Below are 14,546 nucleotides of genomic sequence, written 5' to 3'. Positions count from 1 at the left end.
TGGATGTCTATCCAGTTCTTTATTATCCTGTCGCAAATTCATTTCCAAAGAGTATTTATAGTGATTGGACGTCTTCGTGGCATACTGATTGAAAAGCAACCACCTGAAGTATTAATTGAAGTTAATGGCATTGGCTATGAAGTCCAGATGCCAATGAGCTGTTTTTACGAACTGCCAAATGTTGGCGAAGAAGCCATTATTTATACTCACTTTGTTGTCCGTGAAGATGCGCAATTGCTATACGGTTTCAACACGGTAAAAGAACGAGCACTTTTCCGTGAAGTGATCAAAGCCAATGGCGTTGGTCCTAAACTCGGTCTTGGTATTCTCTCTGGTATGACAGCAACGCAATTTGTTACTTGTGTGGAACATGAAGACGTTTCTACGCTGGTTAAGCTTCCAGGCGTTGGCAAGAAAACCGCAGAGCGATTGGTTGTTGAAATGAAAGACCGCTTGAAAGGGTGGGGCGCTGGCGATCTATTTACACCATTTACGGATGCTGCTCCTGCGGATTCTAGTGCGACATCCAACAACGCGGAAGAAGAAGCAATCAGTGCGCTTCTAGCTCTAGGTTACAAGCCGACTCAAGCGTCGAAAGTGGTATCTCAGATCGCTAAACCGGACATGAGCAGTGAGCAAATGATCCGTGAAGCTCTAAAATCAATGGTGTAACGCTGGTTGCACAGTGAACATTTGTTCAAGATAACTCATTCTCTAAGGTTAATGCCAATCGCTTAACGATGTTTTTTGTGTCATTCCAGCGAGCCTGGCGAGACTGAGAATCTAATAGCAGCACGCTGAGCGGTTAATGAAACAATTTGACCATAAATCGCTCGGATAGAAGATCCTGTATCACGCTCCTTCGTCGCTGTACAGGATGACGAGATATAGAAATATGCCACTTGCTGTTAAACGAGCGGCATTATTCTCTCAGGTAACCATTTTTCAAGGTAAAAAGATGATTGAAGCCGATCGTTTAATCGCGCCAGAAAACCCTGCCTTTCGTGATGAAGATGTCATTGATCGTGCTATTCGGCCAAAAAAATTAGCGGATTACCAAGGTCAGGACCATGTCCGTGACCAAATGGAGATCTTCATTAAAGCTGCTCAGTTACGTAGCGAAGCACTTGATCACCTTTTGATTTTTGGTCCCCCAGGTTTGGGTAAAACCACACTTGCGAACATCGTTGCCAATGAAATGGAAGTGAACATTCGCACTACTTCAGGCCCTGTACTTGAGAAAGCAGGCGATTTGGCCGCGCTGTTAACCAACCTCGAAGAAAACGATGTGTTGTTCATCGATGAGATTCACCGCTTGAGCCCGATGGTTGAAGAGGTGCTGTATCCGGCGATGGAAGATTATCAACTGGATATTATGATCGGTGAAGGTCCGGCCGCTCGTTCTATTAAGATCGATTTACCACCGTTTACGTTAATTGGTGCGACGACCCGAGCGGGCTCTTTGACGTCACCATTGCGCGATCGCTTTGGTATTACTCAGCGCCTTGAGTTTTATAAGATAAAAGACCTCCAAGATATTGTGCAGCGAAGCGCGGATTGTTTAGGTTTATCAATGGAACCTGAAGGTGCATTGGAAGTGGCAAGACGTGCGCGTGGCACACCACGTATTGCTAACCGTTTGCTACGCCGTGTTCGTGATTATGCGGAAGTAAAAGGCAATGGTCACATTTGTGCCGATGTTGCCGATAAGGCGTTGAATATGCTTGATGTGGACGCCGAAGGCTTCGATTACATGGACCGTAAGCTACTACTCGCGATTATGGAAAAATTTGGTGGTGGTCCGGTCGGGCTCGACAACATGGCAGCGGCGATAGGTGAAGAAAAGGACACTATTGAAGACGTTCTTGAACCTTATCTTATTCAGCAAGGTTATTTACAACGCACTCCGCGTGGAAGAATCGCGACAGATCGTGCGTATTTGCATTTCGGAATTGAAAAATAAGATTCCCTCGCTGGGCCTTTGTTGCCCAGCGCTTCATTAAAGTTGACCAAACTCACATTTTTTGAATTTTTTCTCATACTGGTTTAGTAAGTAAAAAGCATTGATTGTTAACTCGATGTTTGCTTGCAACTGGTTAATTTCTCTCCTGATTACTCTCTCTTAACATCCGTATCCAATACTGGTTGATCTAGATCAATGTGATGGATTTTTGTGCAAATTCCGCGCATAAACATTGATGTATATCAAAGCGCGTTACGGCTATAAACCTTTTGAAACAATCTGTTTTTACAAGTAATATTAGCCCCAGCTATATTAGCTGATGCTTAACAATTAACTAACCAATGAAGCACATTTTTGCAACAATGAGTTGTGATAATTCAACATTTTTCAAGTGTAAATAACACCTGAATATGGATTGCAATATGTAGAGAGTGTCATTCAGCCGACACATAGGAGTTACCATGATTGACGTAGTTGATCTATCGCGGTTGCAGTTTGCACTGACAGCGATGTATCACTTCCTATTCGTACCATTGACCCTTGGTATGGCCTTCCTTCTGGCCATTATGGAATCGATGTACGTAATGACGAACAAGCAAATCTATAAGGACATGACCAAGTTCTGGGGTAAGCTATTCGGTATTAACTTTGCACTTGGTGTGGCGACTGGCCTTACCATGGAGTTCCAGTTTGGTACGAACTGGTCTTACTACTCCCACTATGTAGGTGATATCTTCGGTGCACCGCTAGCGATCGAAGCACTTGTCGCATTCTTCCTGGAGTCAACTTTTGTTGGTCTATTCTTCTTCGGGTGGGATCGTCTATCTAAACGCCAACACTTAGCTGTTACTTGGCTTGTGGCGCTGGGCTCTAACTTCTCTGCTCTTTGGATTCTTATCGCAAACGGCTGGATGCAAAACCCAGTAGGCGCGGACTTCAACTTCGAAACCATGCGTATGGAAATGGTAAGCTTCTCTGAAGTTGTACTAAACCCAGTTGCTCAGGTTAAGTTCGTGCATACGGTTGCTTCTGGTTACACTTGTGGCGCAATGTTTATTCTAGGCATCAGTTCATACTACCTATTAAAAGGTCGTGACATTGCGTTTGCTCGTCGTTCGTTTGCTATTGCTGCTTCTTTCGGTATTGCAGCTATCTTATCTACCATCGTTCTTGGTGACGAATCTGGCTACGAGCTTGGTGAAGTTCAAAAAGTGAAACTCGCTGCAATTGAAGCAGAGTGGCACACTGAACCTGCACCTGCCGCATTTACGTTATTTGGTGTTCCTAACCAGGAAACGATGCATACCGATTACGCAATTAAGATCCCTTACGTAATGGGTATTATCGCGACACGCTCTTTTGATGAGCAAGTAACAGGTCTTCGTGATTTACGTGATGAACACGTCGATCGTATTCGTGACGGCATGTACGCTTATGAACTTCTAGAGAAGCTTCGTGCGGGCGACAAGTCAGAAGAAAACATGACTGCGTTTGATGAAGTGAAAGGTGACCTAGGTTACGGCCTACTTCTAAAGCGCTACACAGACAATGTTGTTGATGCAACAGAAGAGCAAATCCAAGCTGCTGCGGACGACTCAATCCCAACAGTATGGCCGCTATTCTGGTCATTCCGTATCATGGTTGCTTGTGGCTTCATCATGTTGTTTGTCTTTGGTGCGGCGTTTATCCAAACGTGTCGTCAGAAGATTGAACAGAAACAATGGATTCTACAAGCTGCACTATTTAGCATTCCACTACCTTGGATTGCAATTGAAGCGGGTTGGTTCGTCGCTGAGTACGGCCGTCAGCCTTGGGCTGTAGGTGAAATTCTACCAGTGCATGTTGCTGCTTCTACGCTAACTGCAGGTGAAATCTGGACTTCACTCTTCGCAATTCTGGCGCTATACACGGTATTCCTGATTGCAGAAGTCTACCTAATGTTGAAATTCGCTCGTAAAGGCCCAAGTAGCCTGAAAACGGGTCGCTACCACTTCGAGCAAAATGCTGACTCTGTTGAAGACAAAGTTAGTCGCCAAGTAGAAGCGTAAGGTAAGGAGATAACAAGATGTTTGATTACGAAATCTTGCGACTCATCTGGTGGGTACTAATCGGTGTTCTACTAGTTGGTTTTGCAGTAACAGACGGCTTCGATATGGGTGTAGGCGCGCTTGTACCTATCATCGGTAAAAACGACACGCAACGCCGTGTCATGATTAACTCAATTGCTCCTCACTGGGATGGTAACCAAGTTTGGCTTATCACTGCTGGTGGTGCACTGTTCGCAGCTTGGCCTTTGGTTTACGCAACGTCATTTTCAGGCTTCTACTTAGCGATGATTTTGACACTAGCAGCGCTATGGCTTCGTCCTCTGGGCCTAGACTACCGCTCTAAAATCGAAGATCCAAAATGGCGCAATAGCTGGGATATCTGTATCTCAATCAGTGGTTTTGTTCCGCCAATCATCTTTGGTGTAGCGTTTGGCAACCTTCTACAAGGTGTACCATTCCAATTGAGTGAGTTCTTGATGCCAACATACCATGGCTCATTCTTTGGTCTACTAAACCCATTTGCACTGTTGTGTGGTCTAGTAAGCTTGTTCATGATTTTGATGCAAGGTTCTACTTGGCTACAAATGAAAACAACAGGCGAAGTGCATGTGCGTGCGCGCAACGTTGCTCAGTTGGCTGGTTTACTGACGGTTGCTGCGTTTGTAGCGGCTGGTTTCTGGATCCAAAATATCGATGGCTACGTCATTGTTGGCGGTATCGACACTAACGCTGCTTCTAACCCTCTAAACAAAGAGGTTATCCGTGAAGCTGGTGCGTGGATGAAGAATTTTGAAAACTACCCATTACTATGGGCTGCTCCTGTACTAGGTGTTGCAATGCCGCTTCTCGCTGTATTGGCATCTCGTCTTGAAAAATGTGCGATTTCGTTCATTACTTCAAGCTTGGGTGTTGCTGGTGTTATCTTTACTGCAGGTTTTGCGATGTTCCCATTCATCATGCCTTCAGACTTAATGCCAAGCCACAGCTTAACAATGTGGGATGCAACGTCATCTGAGCTGACTCTGAACCTAATGACAGGCGTTGCGTTTGTTATGGTGCCAATCATCCTTGGTTACACATCTTGGACTTACTACAAGATGTTTGGTCGCCTTGATGACCAGTACATTGAAGACAACAAAAACTCACTTTACTAAGGAGCATTTACTATGTGGTATTTCGCATGGATTCTAGGTGTACTACTTGCTTGTGCATTCGGTATCATCAACGCTCTTTGGCTAGAGCACTCAGAAATGATGGATAAAGACAGTGAGTAACCTCGCTGATAAGGTAGCGAAACTTCACGCACCAATGGATAAGACTCTGCTACGAGTCTTATCTCTCATCCTTGGCTTTATGCACGTAGGATTGGTGATGTGGGACCCTGAAGCCTACCATCAAGCAATTGGTGGTTTTAACTCAATCATCGCACCAGCACTGATTTGGTCTGTATGTTCAAGCATGGTGTATGGGGTGGGCTTCAAGCCAAGAAACTGGTACTGGCAAGTTTTGTTTAGTCCTTATTTCTCGTTAGCTATCTTAATTTATCTAACGGCACTTTATTTCATTTAGGCTGAAATATGCTGTAATAAAGTCGGTTACTAAATCATCGAATAAAAGCTAGGTATCTCGCCTAGCTTTTATTTTTTCTACAAATTTCAAAAATATTTCCTTAGCTCGGTACCAATTGCTGTCGCTTCAGTTATAGTAATTACTTTAAAGAATTGAATATATTGGTACTCCCTTGCAAGGCACATCAAATCTCTTTCACTGGCCGATCACCGTGTACTATGAAGACACTGATGCGGGCGGTGTTGTATATCATTCTAATTATCTAAAATTCTTTGAGCGCGCACGGACAGAGATGTTACGTGCTAAAGGCATTTCTCAACATGTGTTACTGGAACAAAATATCGGCTTTGTTGTCCGACACATGGATATCGATTTCAACCAAGGGGCTAGGCTGGACGAGCATCTGACAGTCGTAACCCGAGTGTCAGAAATAAAACGTGCTTCTCTGCAATTCTGTCAAGAGTTGGTCAATGATCAAGGCAAGATATTGTGCAAGGCCTCGGTTAAGGTAGCATGTATCGATAATAAGAAAATGAAACCAATAGCTATTCCAACCTTTATAAATTCGGAGCTAACAAATAGTGACTGCTGATATTTCCATTTTAGATCTCTTTCTTCAGGCCAGTCTGTTGGTAAAGCTTGTGATGCTGACGTTGCTTGGCATGTCAATTGTGTCATGGGCAATGATCATCAAGCGCAGCAAAGTGCTTTCTCAAGCATCAAAAAATGCAGAGCAGTTTGAAGACAAATTTTGGTCGGGTACTGATCTTTCTCAGCTTTACCAAAAAGTAAAAGCGCGTAAAGACGAAATTGAAGGCACAGAAGAAATCTTCTACGCAGGTTTTACAGAGTTTGCTCGCCTACGTAAGAGCAACGCAAATTCACCAGCTTACATCATGGAAGGCACTGGCCGCGCAATGCGCGTTGCTGTTTCTCGTGAAGTAGATGAGCTAGAAACAAGCTTACCGTTTTTGGCAACAGTCGGTTCTATAAGCCCTTATATCGGCCTATTTGGTACCGTTTGGGGCATCATGCACGCCTTTATTGCGCTGGGTGAAGTAAAGCAAGCTACGTTGTCTATGGTTGCACCGGGTATCGCCGAGGCACTTATCGCGACAGCGATGGGGCTATTTGCGGCTATTCCGGCAGTAATGGCGTACAACCGCCTAAGCAATAAAGTGAGTAAACTAGAGCACACTTACGCAACATTTTCTGAAGAATTCCACAGCATCCTTCATCGTCAAGCGATGGCTGGCCGAGACAGCGCGGATAAGGAATAAAGCATGGCGGGTTATCAACCTAAAAAGCGAAAAATGACAGCGGAGATCAACGTTGTTCCGTATATCGACGTAATGCTCGTACTGTTGATCATTTTTATGGCGACCGCTCCATTTGTGACTCAAGGCGTCGACGTTGATCTTCCGAAAACATCGACCGCAGAATCTATGCAAGACCTTGCTGGCGAGACTGACAGTAGCTTTATTATCATCGAAATTGATAGCGAGGGTAATTTAGGCCTAAGCGTAAATGATGAAGAAGTTCAGCGAGGTTTGTCGTTGCAAGATGTTATTGTGCGAGTGAAAGCGGAGCGAGAGGTTAAGCCGGATTCACCAGTTGCGGTAGGTGGCGACGCGGCAACACCATATGCCGATGTTGTTCTATTGCTAGATGAACTAAGTCGAGCTGGTATCCCTAAGGTAGGTCTAATGACCGATATCAGGGAATAGACATCAATTATCTATGAAAGATCACAAGAAGAAACCCAACCAATACGCCAAACCGATAGCAATATCGGTTGGTTTGCATGCAATTCTAGTTGCAGCCCTGCTTTGGGGGACGGACTTCAACATGTCTAAACCAGAGCCTACAGGGCAAATGGTTCAAGCTGTTGTCATCGATCCAAAACTTGTGCAGCAACAAGCGAAAGAAATTCGCCAGCAACGCGAAAAGGCAGCGAAAAAAGAACAAGAGCGTCTTGATAAACTGAGACGCGAAGCAGAGCAGCTAGAAAAAAACCGCAAAGCTGAAGAAGAGCAAATTCGCAAGTTGAAAGAGCAGCAAGCGAAAGATGCTCAAGCGGCACGAGAAGCAGAAGCTGCACGTAAGAAAAAAGAGCAAGAGCGCAAGCAGGAAGAAGAACGTGTTCGCAAAGAAAAAGAGCGAGCTGCTAAGCTAGAAAAAGAGCGCAAGGCAAAAGAAGAAGCCGTGCGTAAAGCTGAGCAGGAGCGTTTAGCAAAAGAAGCGGCTATAGCAAAAGCTGAGCAAGAACGTTTAGCTCGTGAAAAAGCAGCAAAAGAAGCGGAAGAAAAAGCACGTCGTGAGCGTGAAGCTGCTGAAAAAGCTGAACAAGAGCGCATTGCAAAAGAGAAAGCGGCAAAAGAGGCAGCGGAGCGAGAGCGTAAAGCGAGAGAAGCAGCTGAGCGTGCCGAGCGTGAGCGTAAAGCTCAAGAAGCCGCGTTAGATGATATTTTTGCGGGTCTCGAGAGTGAGTCAGAACAGAATCAGCAAGCGAAAAATCAACATGTGCAATCTGAAGTTGACCGCTATGGTGCAATTTACAAACAATTAATAGAGAGTCGTATCATTAAGGACGATTATCTTGTGGGAAAGTCGTGTAGGCTTAATGTGAAGCTAGTTCCAACTGGGACTGATGGTATTGTGAGTAATGTTACTGTGTTAAACGGTGACTCTCGTCTTTGTAGTGCAGCCAAAAGTGCAGTAGCCCAAGTTGGCAACTTTCCGATGCCTAAAGATAGAGATGTTATTGATAAAGTTAGAGATATCAACTTAACCGTTGAATACTAGAATAAGGAATAAGACGTGATTAGACGCCTTTTACTAGGAATGTTTGTACTGTTTAGCAGTATGACAAATGTGGCGAATGCCGCATTAGAGTTGGTCATTACCGATGGTATTGATTCAGCACGACCAATTGCTGTTGTTCCGTTTAAGTGGGAGGGCACACAAGCGCTTCCAACGGATGTTTCTGCTGTTATCGCCTCGGATTTACAACGTAGTGGTAAATTCAGCCCAGTTCCAACGAGCAAAATGCCACAAACACCGTTCAGTGAATCAGAAGTTAATTTTGATGCTTGGACCAATTTAGGTGTGGATGCGCTATTGACTGGTTCAATCAAGCAAAACGACCAAGGTGACTACGTTATCAACTATCAACTTGTTGATATTGTGCGTGGTCAGTTAACAGGTGGGAAGAGTAAGGCGCTTGGTAGTGACGGTGAATTAGTCCTGTCAAAAGATCATGTGCTGTTCAATAAAGTAGCCACTGTTCAAGGGCCTCGTATGCGTGAGTACGCTCACCGTATCTCTGATTTGGTGTATGAGCAGTTAACTGGCGACCGTGGCGCTTTCATGACTCGTATCGCATATGTGGTAGTGAACGATAAAGACCGTTTCCCTTACCAACTTCGAGTCGCTGATTACGATGGCTACAATGAGCGTCTGGTTTTACGCTCTAAACAACCATTAATGTCACCAGCGTGGTCCCCCGATGGTAAAAAGCTTGCATATGTTAGCTTCCAAAATGGCCAAGCAGAAATCTTCATCATGAACATCTACACCGGTGAACGTGAGAAAATTACTTCATACCCACGTCACAATGGTGCGCCAAGATTTTCGCCAGATGGCAATAAGTTAGCGATTGTTCTTTCTAAAACAGGCTCGCTTCATGTTTATACGTTTGACCTTAACACTCGTAAGCTGACGCAAATTACGCGTGGCAGATCAAATAATACGGAACCGTTCTGGCATCCGGATGGAAAATCGTTGATTTTCACATCGGATAGGGGTGGTAAACCACAGATTTATCAAGTAAATTTGGGCAGCGGTTCTATTGACCGTTTGACTTGGCAAGGCAGCCAAAATTTGGGTGGTCAGATTACTCCTGATGGGCGATTCCTAGTTATGGTGAACCGCAGCAACGCAGGATTTAATTTGGCGAAACAAGATTTGGAAACTGGTGCTCTTCAAGTCTTAACTAAGACCTTGCTTGATGAGTCTCCTAGTATTGCCCCAAACGGTGGCATGGTTGTGTATAGCTCGATTTACAACAAGAAAAACGTACTATCGATGGTGTCAATTGATGGTCGATTCAAAGCTAGATTACCGGCAACAAATGGGCGTGTTCGAGCGCCTGCATGGTCACCGTTTTTGTAGTAATAAGTTTGATTAATAAAGGAAAATAAGATGCAACTGAACAAGGTTCTAAAAGGGCTACTAATCGCGCTTCCTGTAATGGCTGTTACAGCGTGTAGTTCAAGCGACGACGCTGCTTCTAACACTGGTGCAGCAACAAACAACAATGGCGCAGTGGAAACAACAGTAGCTACGCCAATTGATCAAAGCGGTCAGTTGACAGAGCAAGAGCTAAAAGAGCAAGCGCTACGTGAAACTCAAACAATCTACTTTGCTTTTGACAACTCAACAATTGCAGCAGATTACGAAGAGATGCTAGCGGCTCACGCTTCTTACCTAAGCAAGAACCCAGCACTTAACGTAACTATCGAAGGTCACGCTGATGAGCGTGGTACTCCTGAGTACAACATCGCTCTAGGTGAGCGTCGTGCACAAGCAGTAGCGAACTACCTACAAGCACTAGGTGTTCAAGCTGACCAAATCTCAATCGTTAGCTACGGTGAAGAGAAGCCACTTCTTCTAGGTCAATCAGATGAAGTTTACGCTAAAAACCGTCGCGCGGTTCTAGTATACTAATTCGAGGTAATCCTCATGTTCAGTAACACTAAGCGCGCTGTTGCGCTTACGTTACTGGCAAGTGCAGCGAACTTTGCGTTCGCTGCACCAGCTCCAGTATCCGATCTCAACAGCACATCATCCGTCTCTAAGAGCCGTTCATCTGAAACGGAAGTAGAGCGTCTAGAGCGCTTGCTACAAAACCGCAATCGCGTTCAGCTCCAAATGCAACAGCAAATTGACCAAATGTCACAAGAGATCAGTGAATTACGTGGTCAATTAGAGCGAAATAGCTACGAAATGAAGCAAATGTTGCAACGTCAACGAGAGTTGTTTGTCGAGCTGGATCGTGTTCGTGGAGAGATAAAATCCGCGCCTGCGCAAGAAGCGAAACCGGCTAAAACAGGTGGTCAGTACACACCAAATGTTGATGAGCAAACGGCATACCAAAATGCAGTCGACCTCATCCTCAAGAAACGTGACTACACTGGCGCAATTGCAGCGTTCCAGCAGTTCCAGAAAGATTATCCTGATTCTACATATTCAGCGAATTCTCACTACTGGCTAGGTCAGTTGTACTTCGCTAAAAAGCAGGATGAGGATGCAGTGAAAAGTTTTGCCGCTGTGGTGTCTTACAAAGACTCCAATAAGCGAGCCGATGCGTTGCTTAAATTAGGCGAAATCGCTGAGCGTAATAACAATGCAGCTCAAGCGAAAAAGTACTACCAACAAGTGGTTGATGAATACCCAGGTAGTGCATCTGCAAAACTTGCCAGCTCTAAGCTGTAAGACGTTATGTTTTGAAAAGGAAGCTTCGGCTTCCTTTTTCTTTTCCATTTTCTGTTGGTGCAGAACGGCTAAGTCGATAGCAATGATGCAGAGCCTCTGACCTTGTGTTGCACCGAATTTCGCTACTCGGAAATGCTACCTGTAACAAAGATATACGGCTAGACCGCTAGAAATCCCCGCGACAAGTTGGTTTTTGAAAATTAACGAGGTTACAATACTCGGATTAAAGGAAGTTGCGTAGAGTAAGAGCAATGAGCCATATATTAGATAAAATCGACACTGTTTACCCATTCCCACCGAAACCAGTTCCATTAAGCGAAGAAGAAAAAGCATCTTACATTGAGCGTATTAAAAAGTTACTCAAAGAAAAAGATGCGGTACTTATCGCGCACTATTATACCGACCCTGAGATTCAAGCCCTAGCTGAAGACACTGGCGGGTTTGTTGGTGACTCGTTGGAAATGGCGAAGTTTGGTAATCGTCACCCTGCAAGTACATTGATTATTGGTGGTGTTCGCTTTATGGGCGAGTCGGCCAAAATTCTGACACCAGAAAAGCGCATTCTAATGCCAACGTTGGAAGCGGAATGTTCGCTCGACCTTGGCTGTCCTGCGGATAAGTTCAGCGAGTTTTGTGATGCTCACCCTGATCATACGGTTGTAGTTTACGCAAATACTTCAGCAGCGGTTAAAGCCCGTGCTGACTGGGTCGTTACATCGAGCATTGCGCTTGAAATCGTGGAACACTTAGACGCTGAAGATAAGCCAATTATTTGGGGACCAGACCGTCACCTAGGATCGTACATCGCTAACAAAACTGGCGCAGATATGCTGCTTTGGCAGGGTGAGTGTGTGGTTCATGATGAGTTCTCTGCTGATGCGCTACGAAAAATGAAGAGCGTGTATCCAGATGCGGCTATTTTGGTTCACCCTGAGTCACCAGCAAGCGTCGTAGAACTTGCCGATGCCGTTGGATCAACGAGTCAGCTGATCAAAGCAGCGAAAGAGCTTCCTCACAAACAAATGATCGTTGCGACAGACAAAGGCATTTTCTTTAAAATGCAGCAACTTGTGCCAGAGAAAGAACTTATCGAAGCGCCAACCGCAGGTGCAGGCGCAACATGTCGCAGCTGTGCACACTGTCCTTGGATGGCAATGAACGGTTTGAAAGCAATTGAGAAAGCGCTTAGTGAAGGTGGTGAAGAGCACGAGATTTTTGTTGACGAAGAACTGCGTGTTAAATCCCTTATACCGCTTAACCGCATGCTAGATTTTGCTGAGCAGCTAAATATGCAAGTGAAAGGTAATGCTTAAAAAGTAGGCGTAACTGAAAGTAAATCTCAAAAACCAGCCGAATATGGCTGGTTTTTTTGTGTCTTACTATCAATGAGTTACTATTGATGCAATCAATGAATATCGAGGTCATAAATTTATGGCGGTGTGGTTAGTAGTTAAAAAGTGGCTTAGTTCACACCTTTTTAAATTGAGCAACCGAAGCCTTCTCATCTTTAGTGGCTTATATGTGAGCCTTTCATGGTGGCTGCTGGTTCTCGCTGGTGAAACCGCATTAACAGACAGTTTCGCTAACTTTATCTATTACCTCATGGTTACGGCGAGTACGGTGGGTTATGGCGACCATTCTCCAGTAACAGATTTGGGTAAATGGGTTGTCGTACTATTTGTAATCCCCGGCGGTTTGAGCTTATTCGCCGCATTATTGGGGCGTGTCGCTGGAGCAGCGATGGACTATTGGCGAGCGGGTATTTTAGGAAAACGGAGAGTAAGAGTGGAAAACCATATTGTATTGTTGGGCTGGAATGGATCGAGAACGATGCACCTTATTCGCATGTTACAACATGAAGAAGAGGGAAAGCGTCCGATTGTTTTATGCAGCCGTTCAGAAATAGAGAACCCGTTACCTGGCGAAATCAGTTTTATCAAAGTGACCAGTTATACCGATTCGCAAGAAATGAAAAACGCCAATATTGCCGAAGCCGCTTGCATTATTGTGGATAATCTCTCGGACGACATTACCTTGTCAGCCGCTCTATACTGCGCATCTGTAAACCCTTCCGCTCATTTGGTCGCTTACTTTAAAGATGAAGCGCTAGGCCGACTTCTAAGTCAGCATTGCCCGAAAGCGGAATGCATACCTGCTGTTGGCGCAGAAATGTTGGCAAAAGCGGCGGTTGACCCGGGCTCAAGTGCGCTTCATCAGGAGCTTTTGGCTTCAACACGAGGTATGACGCAATACTCAGTTATTTATCCTGAGGGTCAGTCTGCCACCACTATTGAGAATCTCTTCGTTTTTCTCAAAAGACGCCATCATGCCACGCTGATTGCTTTTGATATTGGCGATGGTATTCAACTCAACCCAGATTTAGATGCTGAAGTACCCGCGAGTACCAAGCTGTTTTACATTGCAGATGAACGTATTGAAGATTTTGCCTGGAAAGAAATGAACAAGGAACAATAATGCACATGATTGCCGGCCTGTTAGCAGGCTTCCCAAACTTTTTACTCTATTTCTCTGTTTCTATTATTTTTGTATTGGCGTTTAAGTTCATCTACGTCAAGTTGACGCCATACGATGAGTGGCATCTGATTAAAGAAAAACAAAATACAGCAGCAGCGATTGCGCTAAGTGGGGCTTTCCTTGGTTACTGTCTCGCGATTTCGGGGGCGGCAAAAAACTCGGTCAATATCGTCGATTTTATGGTGTGGGGCGTTGTTGCAATGCTTGCTCAAATTATCGCATTTGCAATTGTACGCTTTATTTTACTTCCGAAAGTGGCAGAGCGTATCGAAAAAGATGAACTGCCAGCCGGTATCGTATTAGCAGCAGTTTCTGTTTCGGTTGGCGTATTGAATGCCGCGTGCATGACCTACTAGGAGGAACGATGAAGCGGAGTTCTAACGTTAAACGTTCTTCCATGGACAAAAGCTTAAAGCTTGGGAAAATTCTTCCCTTTGCTGCCTTTGGTGGTATTTTCTTCTTTGCTACGTACGAGTCAAAAACAGAAGGGTACATTTTTTCTGATGCCGATGAGTGTAAATCTAACTCGCCTGAGTTTAGTGAACAGTGTGACATTGCATACCAAGAAGCTTTAGCTCGTGCCGAACAAAATGCCCCTCGCTACCGCAGCGAGTTCGAATGCGAGAATGATTTCTACGAGGATGATTGTTACTACAGTTCCAGTTCCCGAGCTTATGTACCTAACTTTGGCGGTTTTTTTTACAGTCGCTCATTAAGCGGGTTGAAAGGTTATAACAAGAGCTATTACTCAGAGCCGATGTACCGTTATAAATCCAAATTCTATAATGGAGCAGGACAATTCTTTGGCTCCTACCGAAATCAGCCGACCAAAGTTGCGACGAATAGCCTTAATAAACGTGGTGGCGGCACCATTGGCAGGGCGATGTCTCGAGGCGGGTTTGGTAAAGCGGTGTCGGTCAGTCGAGGCGGTTAAA

At 44.8% G+C, this 14,546-nt stretch carries 17 protein-coding genes; all 17 read left to right on the top strand.

Annotation, left to right across the window (positions count from 1 at the left end; all coding sequences use genetic code 11):
• The first annotated feature begins 60 nt into the window (after nt 1-60).
• Nucleotides 61-672 carry a Holliday junction branch migration protein RuvA gene (ruvA, locus tag R7P36_RS02920; protein ID WP_017820041.1) on the top strand — a complete coding sequence of 204 codons (612 nt, stop codon included), beginning with the start codon at nt 61-63 and terminating at the stop codon, nt 670-672.
• Between the two features lie 286 nt (nt 673-958).
• Nucleotides 959-1,963: a Holliday junction branch migration DNA helicase RuvB gene (gene ruvB, locus R7P36_RS02915; RefSeq protein ID WP_005378312.1), complete on the top strand. Its 1,005-nt coding sequence runs from the start codon at nt 959-961 to the stop codon at nt 1,961-1,963.
• Nucleotides 1,964-2,424: 461 nt separating this feature from the next.
• Nucleotides 2,425-4,011, top strand: a complete 1,587-nt coding sequence (gene cydA / locus R7P36_RS02910) for a cytochrome ubiquinol oxidase subunit I (RefSeq protein WP_213899462.1) — start codon at nt 2,425-2,427, stop codon at nt 4,009-4,011.
• A gap of 17 nt (nt 4,012-4,028) precedes the next feature.
• Complete coding sequence (gene cydB, locus R7P36_RS02905) at nt 4,029-5,165, top strand: cytochrome d ubiquinol oxidase subunit II (protein WP_005387923.1); 1,137 nt, start codon at nt 4,029-4,031, stop codon at nt 5,163-5,165.
• A gap of 12 nt (nt 5,166-5,177) precedes the next feature.
• Nucleotides 5,178-5,285, top strand: a complete 108-nt coding sequence (gene cydX, locus R7P36_RS02900) for a cytochrome bd-I oxidase subunit CydX (RefSeq protein WP_000270284.1) — start codon at nt 5,178-5,180, stop codon at nt 5,283-5,285.
• Entirely contained in the window at nt 5,278-5,580 is a 303-nt protein-coding gene (gene ybgE / locus R7P36_RS02895) for a cyd operon protein YbgE (protein ID WP_005378304.1), read from the top strand. The genes cydX and ybgE overlap by 8 nt, the downstream gene beginning before the upstream one ends.
• A 172-nt stretch (nt 5,581-5,752) precedes the next feature.
• Nucleotides 5,753-6,172, top strand: a complete 420-nt coding sequence (gene ybgC, locus R7P36_RS02890; protein ID WP_017820044.1) for a tol-pal system-associated acyl-CoA thioesterase — start codon at nt 5,753-5,755, stop codon at nt 6,170-6,172.
• The gene (gene tolQ / locus R7P36_RS02885; RefSeq protein WP_005378301.1) at nt 6,162-6,860 is read left to right on the top strand and encodes a protein TolQ; all 699 of its coding nucleotides are present in this window, start codon (nt 6,162-6,164) and stop codon (nt 6,858-6,860) included. The genes ybgC and tolQ overlap by 11 nt, the downstream gene beginning before the upstream one ends.
• Nucleotides 6,861-6,863: 3 nt before the next feature.
• Nucleotides 6,864-7,307, top strand: coding sequence for an ExbD/TolR family protein (locus R7P36_RS02880; protein WP_005378298.1), 444 nt, complete (start codon nt 6,864-6,866; stop codon nt 7,305-7,307).
• Nucleotides 7,308-7,320: 13 nt separating this feature from the next.
• Nucleotides 7,321-8,385, top strand: a complete 1,065-nt coding sequence (gene tolA, locus R7P36_RS02875; RefSeq protein WP_053303231.1) for a cell envelope integrity protein TolA — start codon at nt 7,321-7,323, stop codon at nt 8,383-8,385.
• 15 nt (nt 8,386-8,400) lie between these two features.
• Nucleotides 8,401-9,753 carry a Tol-Pal system beta propeller repeat protein TolB gene (gene tolB, locus R7P36_RS02870; protein ID WP_005387925.1) on the top strand — a complete coding sequence of 451 codons (1,353 nt, stop codon included), beginning with the start codon at nt 8,401-8,403 and terminating at the stop codon, nt 9,751-9,753.
• 30 nt (nt 9,754-9,783) lie between these two features.
• Nucleotides 9,784-10,308, top strand: a complete 525-nt coding sequence (pal, locus tag R7P36_RS02865; RefSeq protein ID WP_005378293.1) for a peptidoglycan-associated lipoprotein Pal — start codon at nt 9,784-9,786, stop codon at nt 10,306-10,308.
• Between the two features lie 15 nt (nt 10,309-10,323).
• Nucleotides 10,324-11,076: a tol-pal system protein YbgF gene (gene ybgF, locus R7P36_RS02860; protein WP_005387926.1), complete on the top strand. Its 753-nt coding sequence runs from the start codon at nt 10,324-10,326 to the stop codon at nt 11,074-11,076.
• A gap of 251 nt (nt 11,077-11,327) precedes the next feature.
• Nucleotides 11,328-12,389 carry a quinolinate synthase NadA gene (gene nadA / locus R7P36_RS02855; protein WP_064367997.1) on the top strand — a complete coding sequence of 354 codons (1,062 nt, stop codon included), beginning with the start codon at nt 11,328-11,330 and terminating at the stop codon, nt 12,387-12,389.
• A 118-nt stretch (nt 12,390-12,507) separates the two neighbouring features.
• The gene (locus tag R7P36_RS02850) at nt 12,508-13,551 is read left to right on the top strand and encodes a potassium channel protein (RefSeq protein WP_017635053.1); all 1,044 of its coding nucleotides are present in this window, start codon (nt 12,508-12,510) and stop codon (nt 13,549-13,551) included.
• Nucleotides 13,551-13,967: a DUF350 domain-containing protein gene (locus R7P36_RS02845; protein WP_005378281.1), complete on the top strand. Its 417-nt coding sequence runs from the start codon at nt 13,551-13,553 to the stop codon at nt 13,965-13,967. The genes R7P36_RS02850 and R7P36_RS02845 overlap by 1 nt, the downstream gene beginning before the upstream one ends.
• A gap of 8 nt (nt 13,968-13,975) precedes the next feature.
• Nucleotides 13,976-14,545 (top strand): DUF1190 domain-containing protein, encoded by a 570-nt coding sequence (locus tag R7P36_RS02840; RefSeq protein ID WP_025766906.1) that lies wholly within the window; start codon nt 13,976-13,978, stop codon nt 14,543-14,545.
• Nucleotide 14,546: the final 1 nt, after the last annotated feature.

Source organism: Vibrio sp. 397 (genome assembly GCF_033339395.1).
Lineage (GTDB): Bacteria > Pseudomonadota > Gammaproteobacteria > Enterobacterales > Vibrionaceae > Vibrio > Vibrio alginolyticus.
This window is presented reverse-complemented; position numbering and strand designations above follow the sequence as displayed.

What these genes read in the sequence shown, in the direction of transcription:
- ybgF (WP_005387926.1), top strand. Translation starts at nt 10,324, where the DNA reads ATGTTCAGTAACACTAAGCGCGCTGTTGCGCTTACGTTACTGGCAAGT.
- R7P36_RS02880 (WP_005378298.1), top strand. Translation starts at nt 6,864, where the DNA reads ATGGCGGGTTATCAACCTAAAAAGCGAAAAATGACAGCGGAGATCAAC.
- nadA (WP_064367997.1), top strand. Translation starts at nt 11,328, where the DNA reads ATGAGCCATATATTAGATAAAATCGACACTGTTTACCCATTCCCACCG.
- ruvB (WP_005378312.1), top strand. Translation starts at nt 959, where the DNA reads ATGATTGAAGCCGATCGTTTAATCGCGCCAGAAAACCCTGCCTTTCGT.
- pal (WP_005378293.1), top strand. Translation starts at nt 9,784, where the DNA reads ATGCAACTGAACAAGGTTCTAAAAGGGCTACTAATCGCGCTTCCTGTA.
- R7P36_RS02845 (WP_005378281.1), top strand. Translation starts at nt 13,551, where the DNA reads ATGCACATGATTGCCGGCCTGTTAGCAGGCTTCCCAAACTTTTTACTC.
- cydB (WP_005387923.1), top strand. Translation starts at nt 4,029, where the DNA reads ATGTTTGATTACGAAATCTTGCGACTCATCTGGTGGGTACTAATCGGT.
- cydA (WP_213899462.1), top strand. Translation starts at nt 2,425, where the DNA reads ATGATTGACGTAGTTGATCTATCGCGGTTGCAGTTTGCACTGACAGCG.
- R7P36_RS02840 (WP_025766906.1), top strand. Translation starts at nt 13,976, where the DNA reads ATGAAGCGGAGTTCTAACGTTAAACGTTCTTCCATGGACAAAAGCTTA.
- cydX (WP_000270284.1), top strand. Translation starts at nt 5,178, where the DNA reads ATGTGGTATTTCGCATGGATTCTAGGTGTACTACTTGCTTGTGCATTC.
- R7P36_RS02850 (WP_017635053.1), top strand. Translation starts at nt 12,508, where the DNA reads ATGGCGGTGTGGTTAGTAGTTAAAAAGTGGCTTAGTTCACACCTTTTT.
- tolA (WP_053303231.1), top strand. Translation starts at nt 7,321, where the DNA reads ATGAAAGATCACAAGAAGAAACCCAACCAATACGCCAAACCGATAGCA.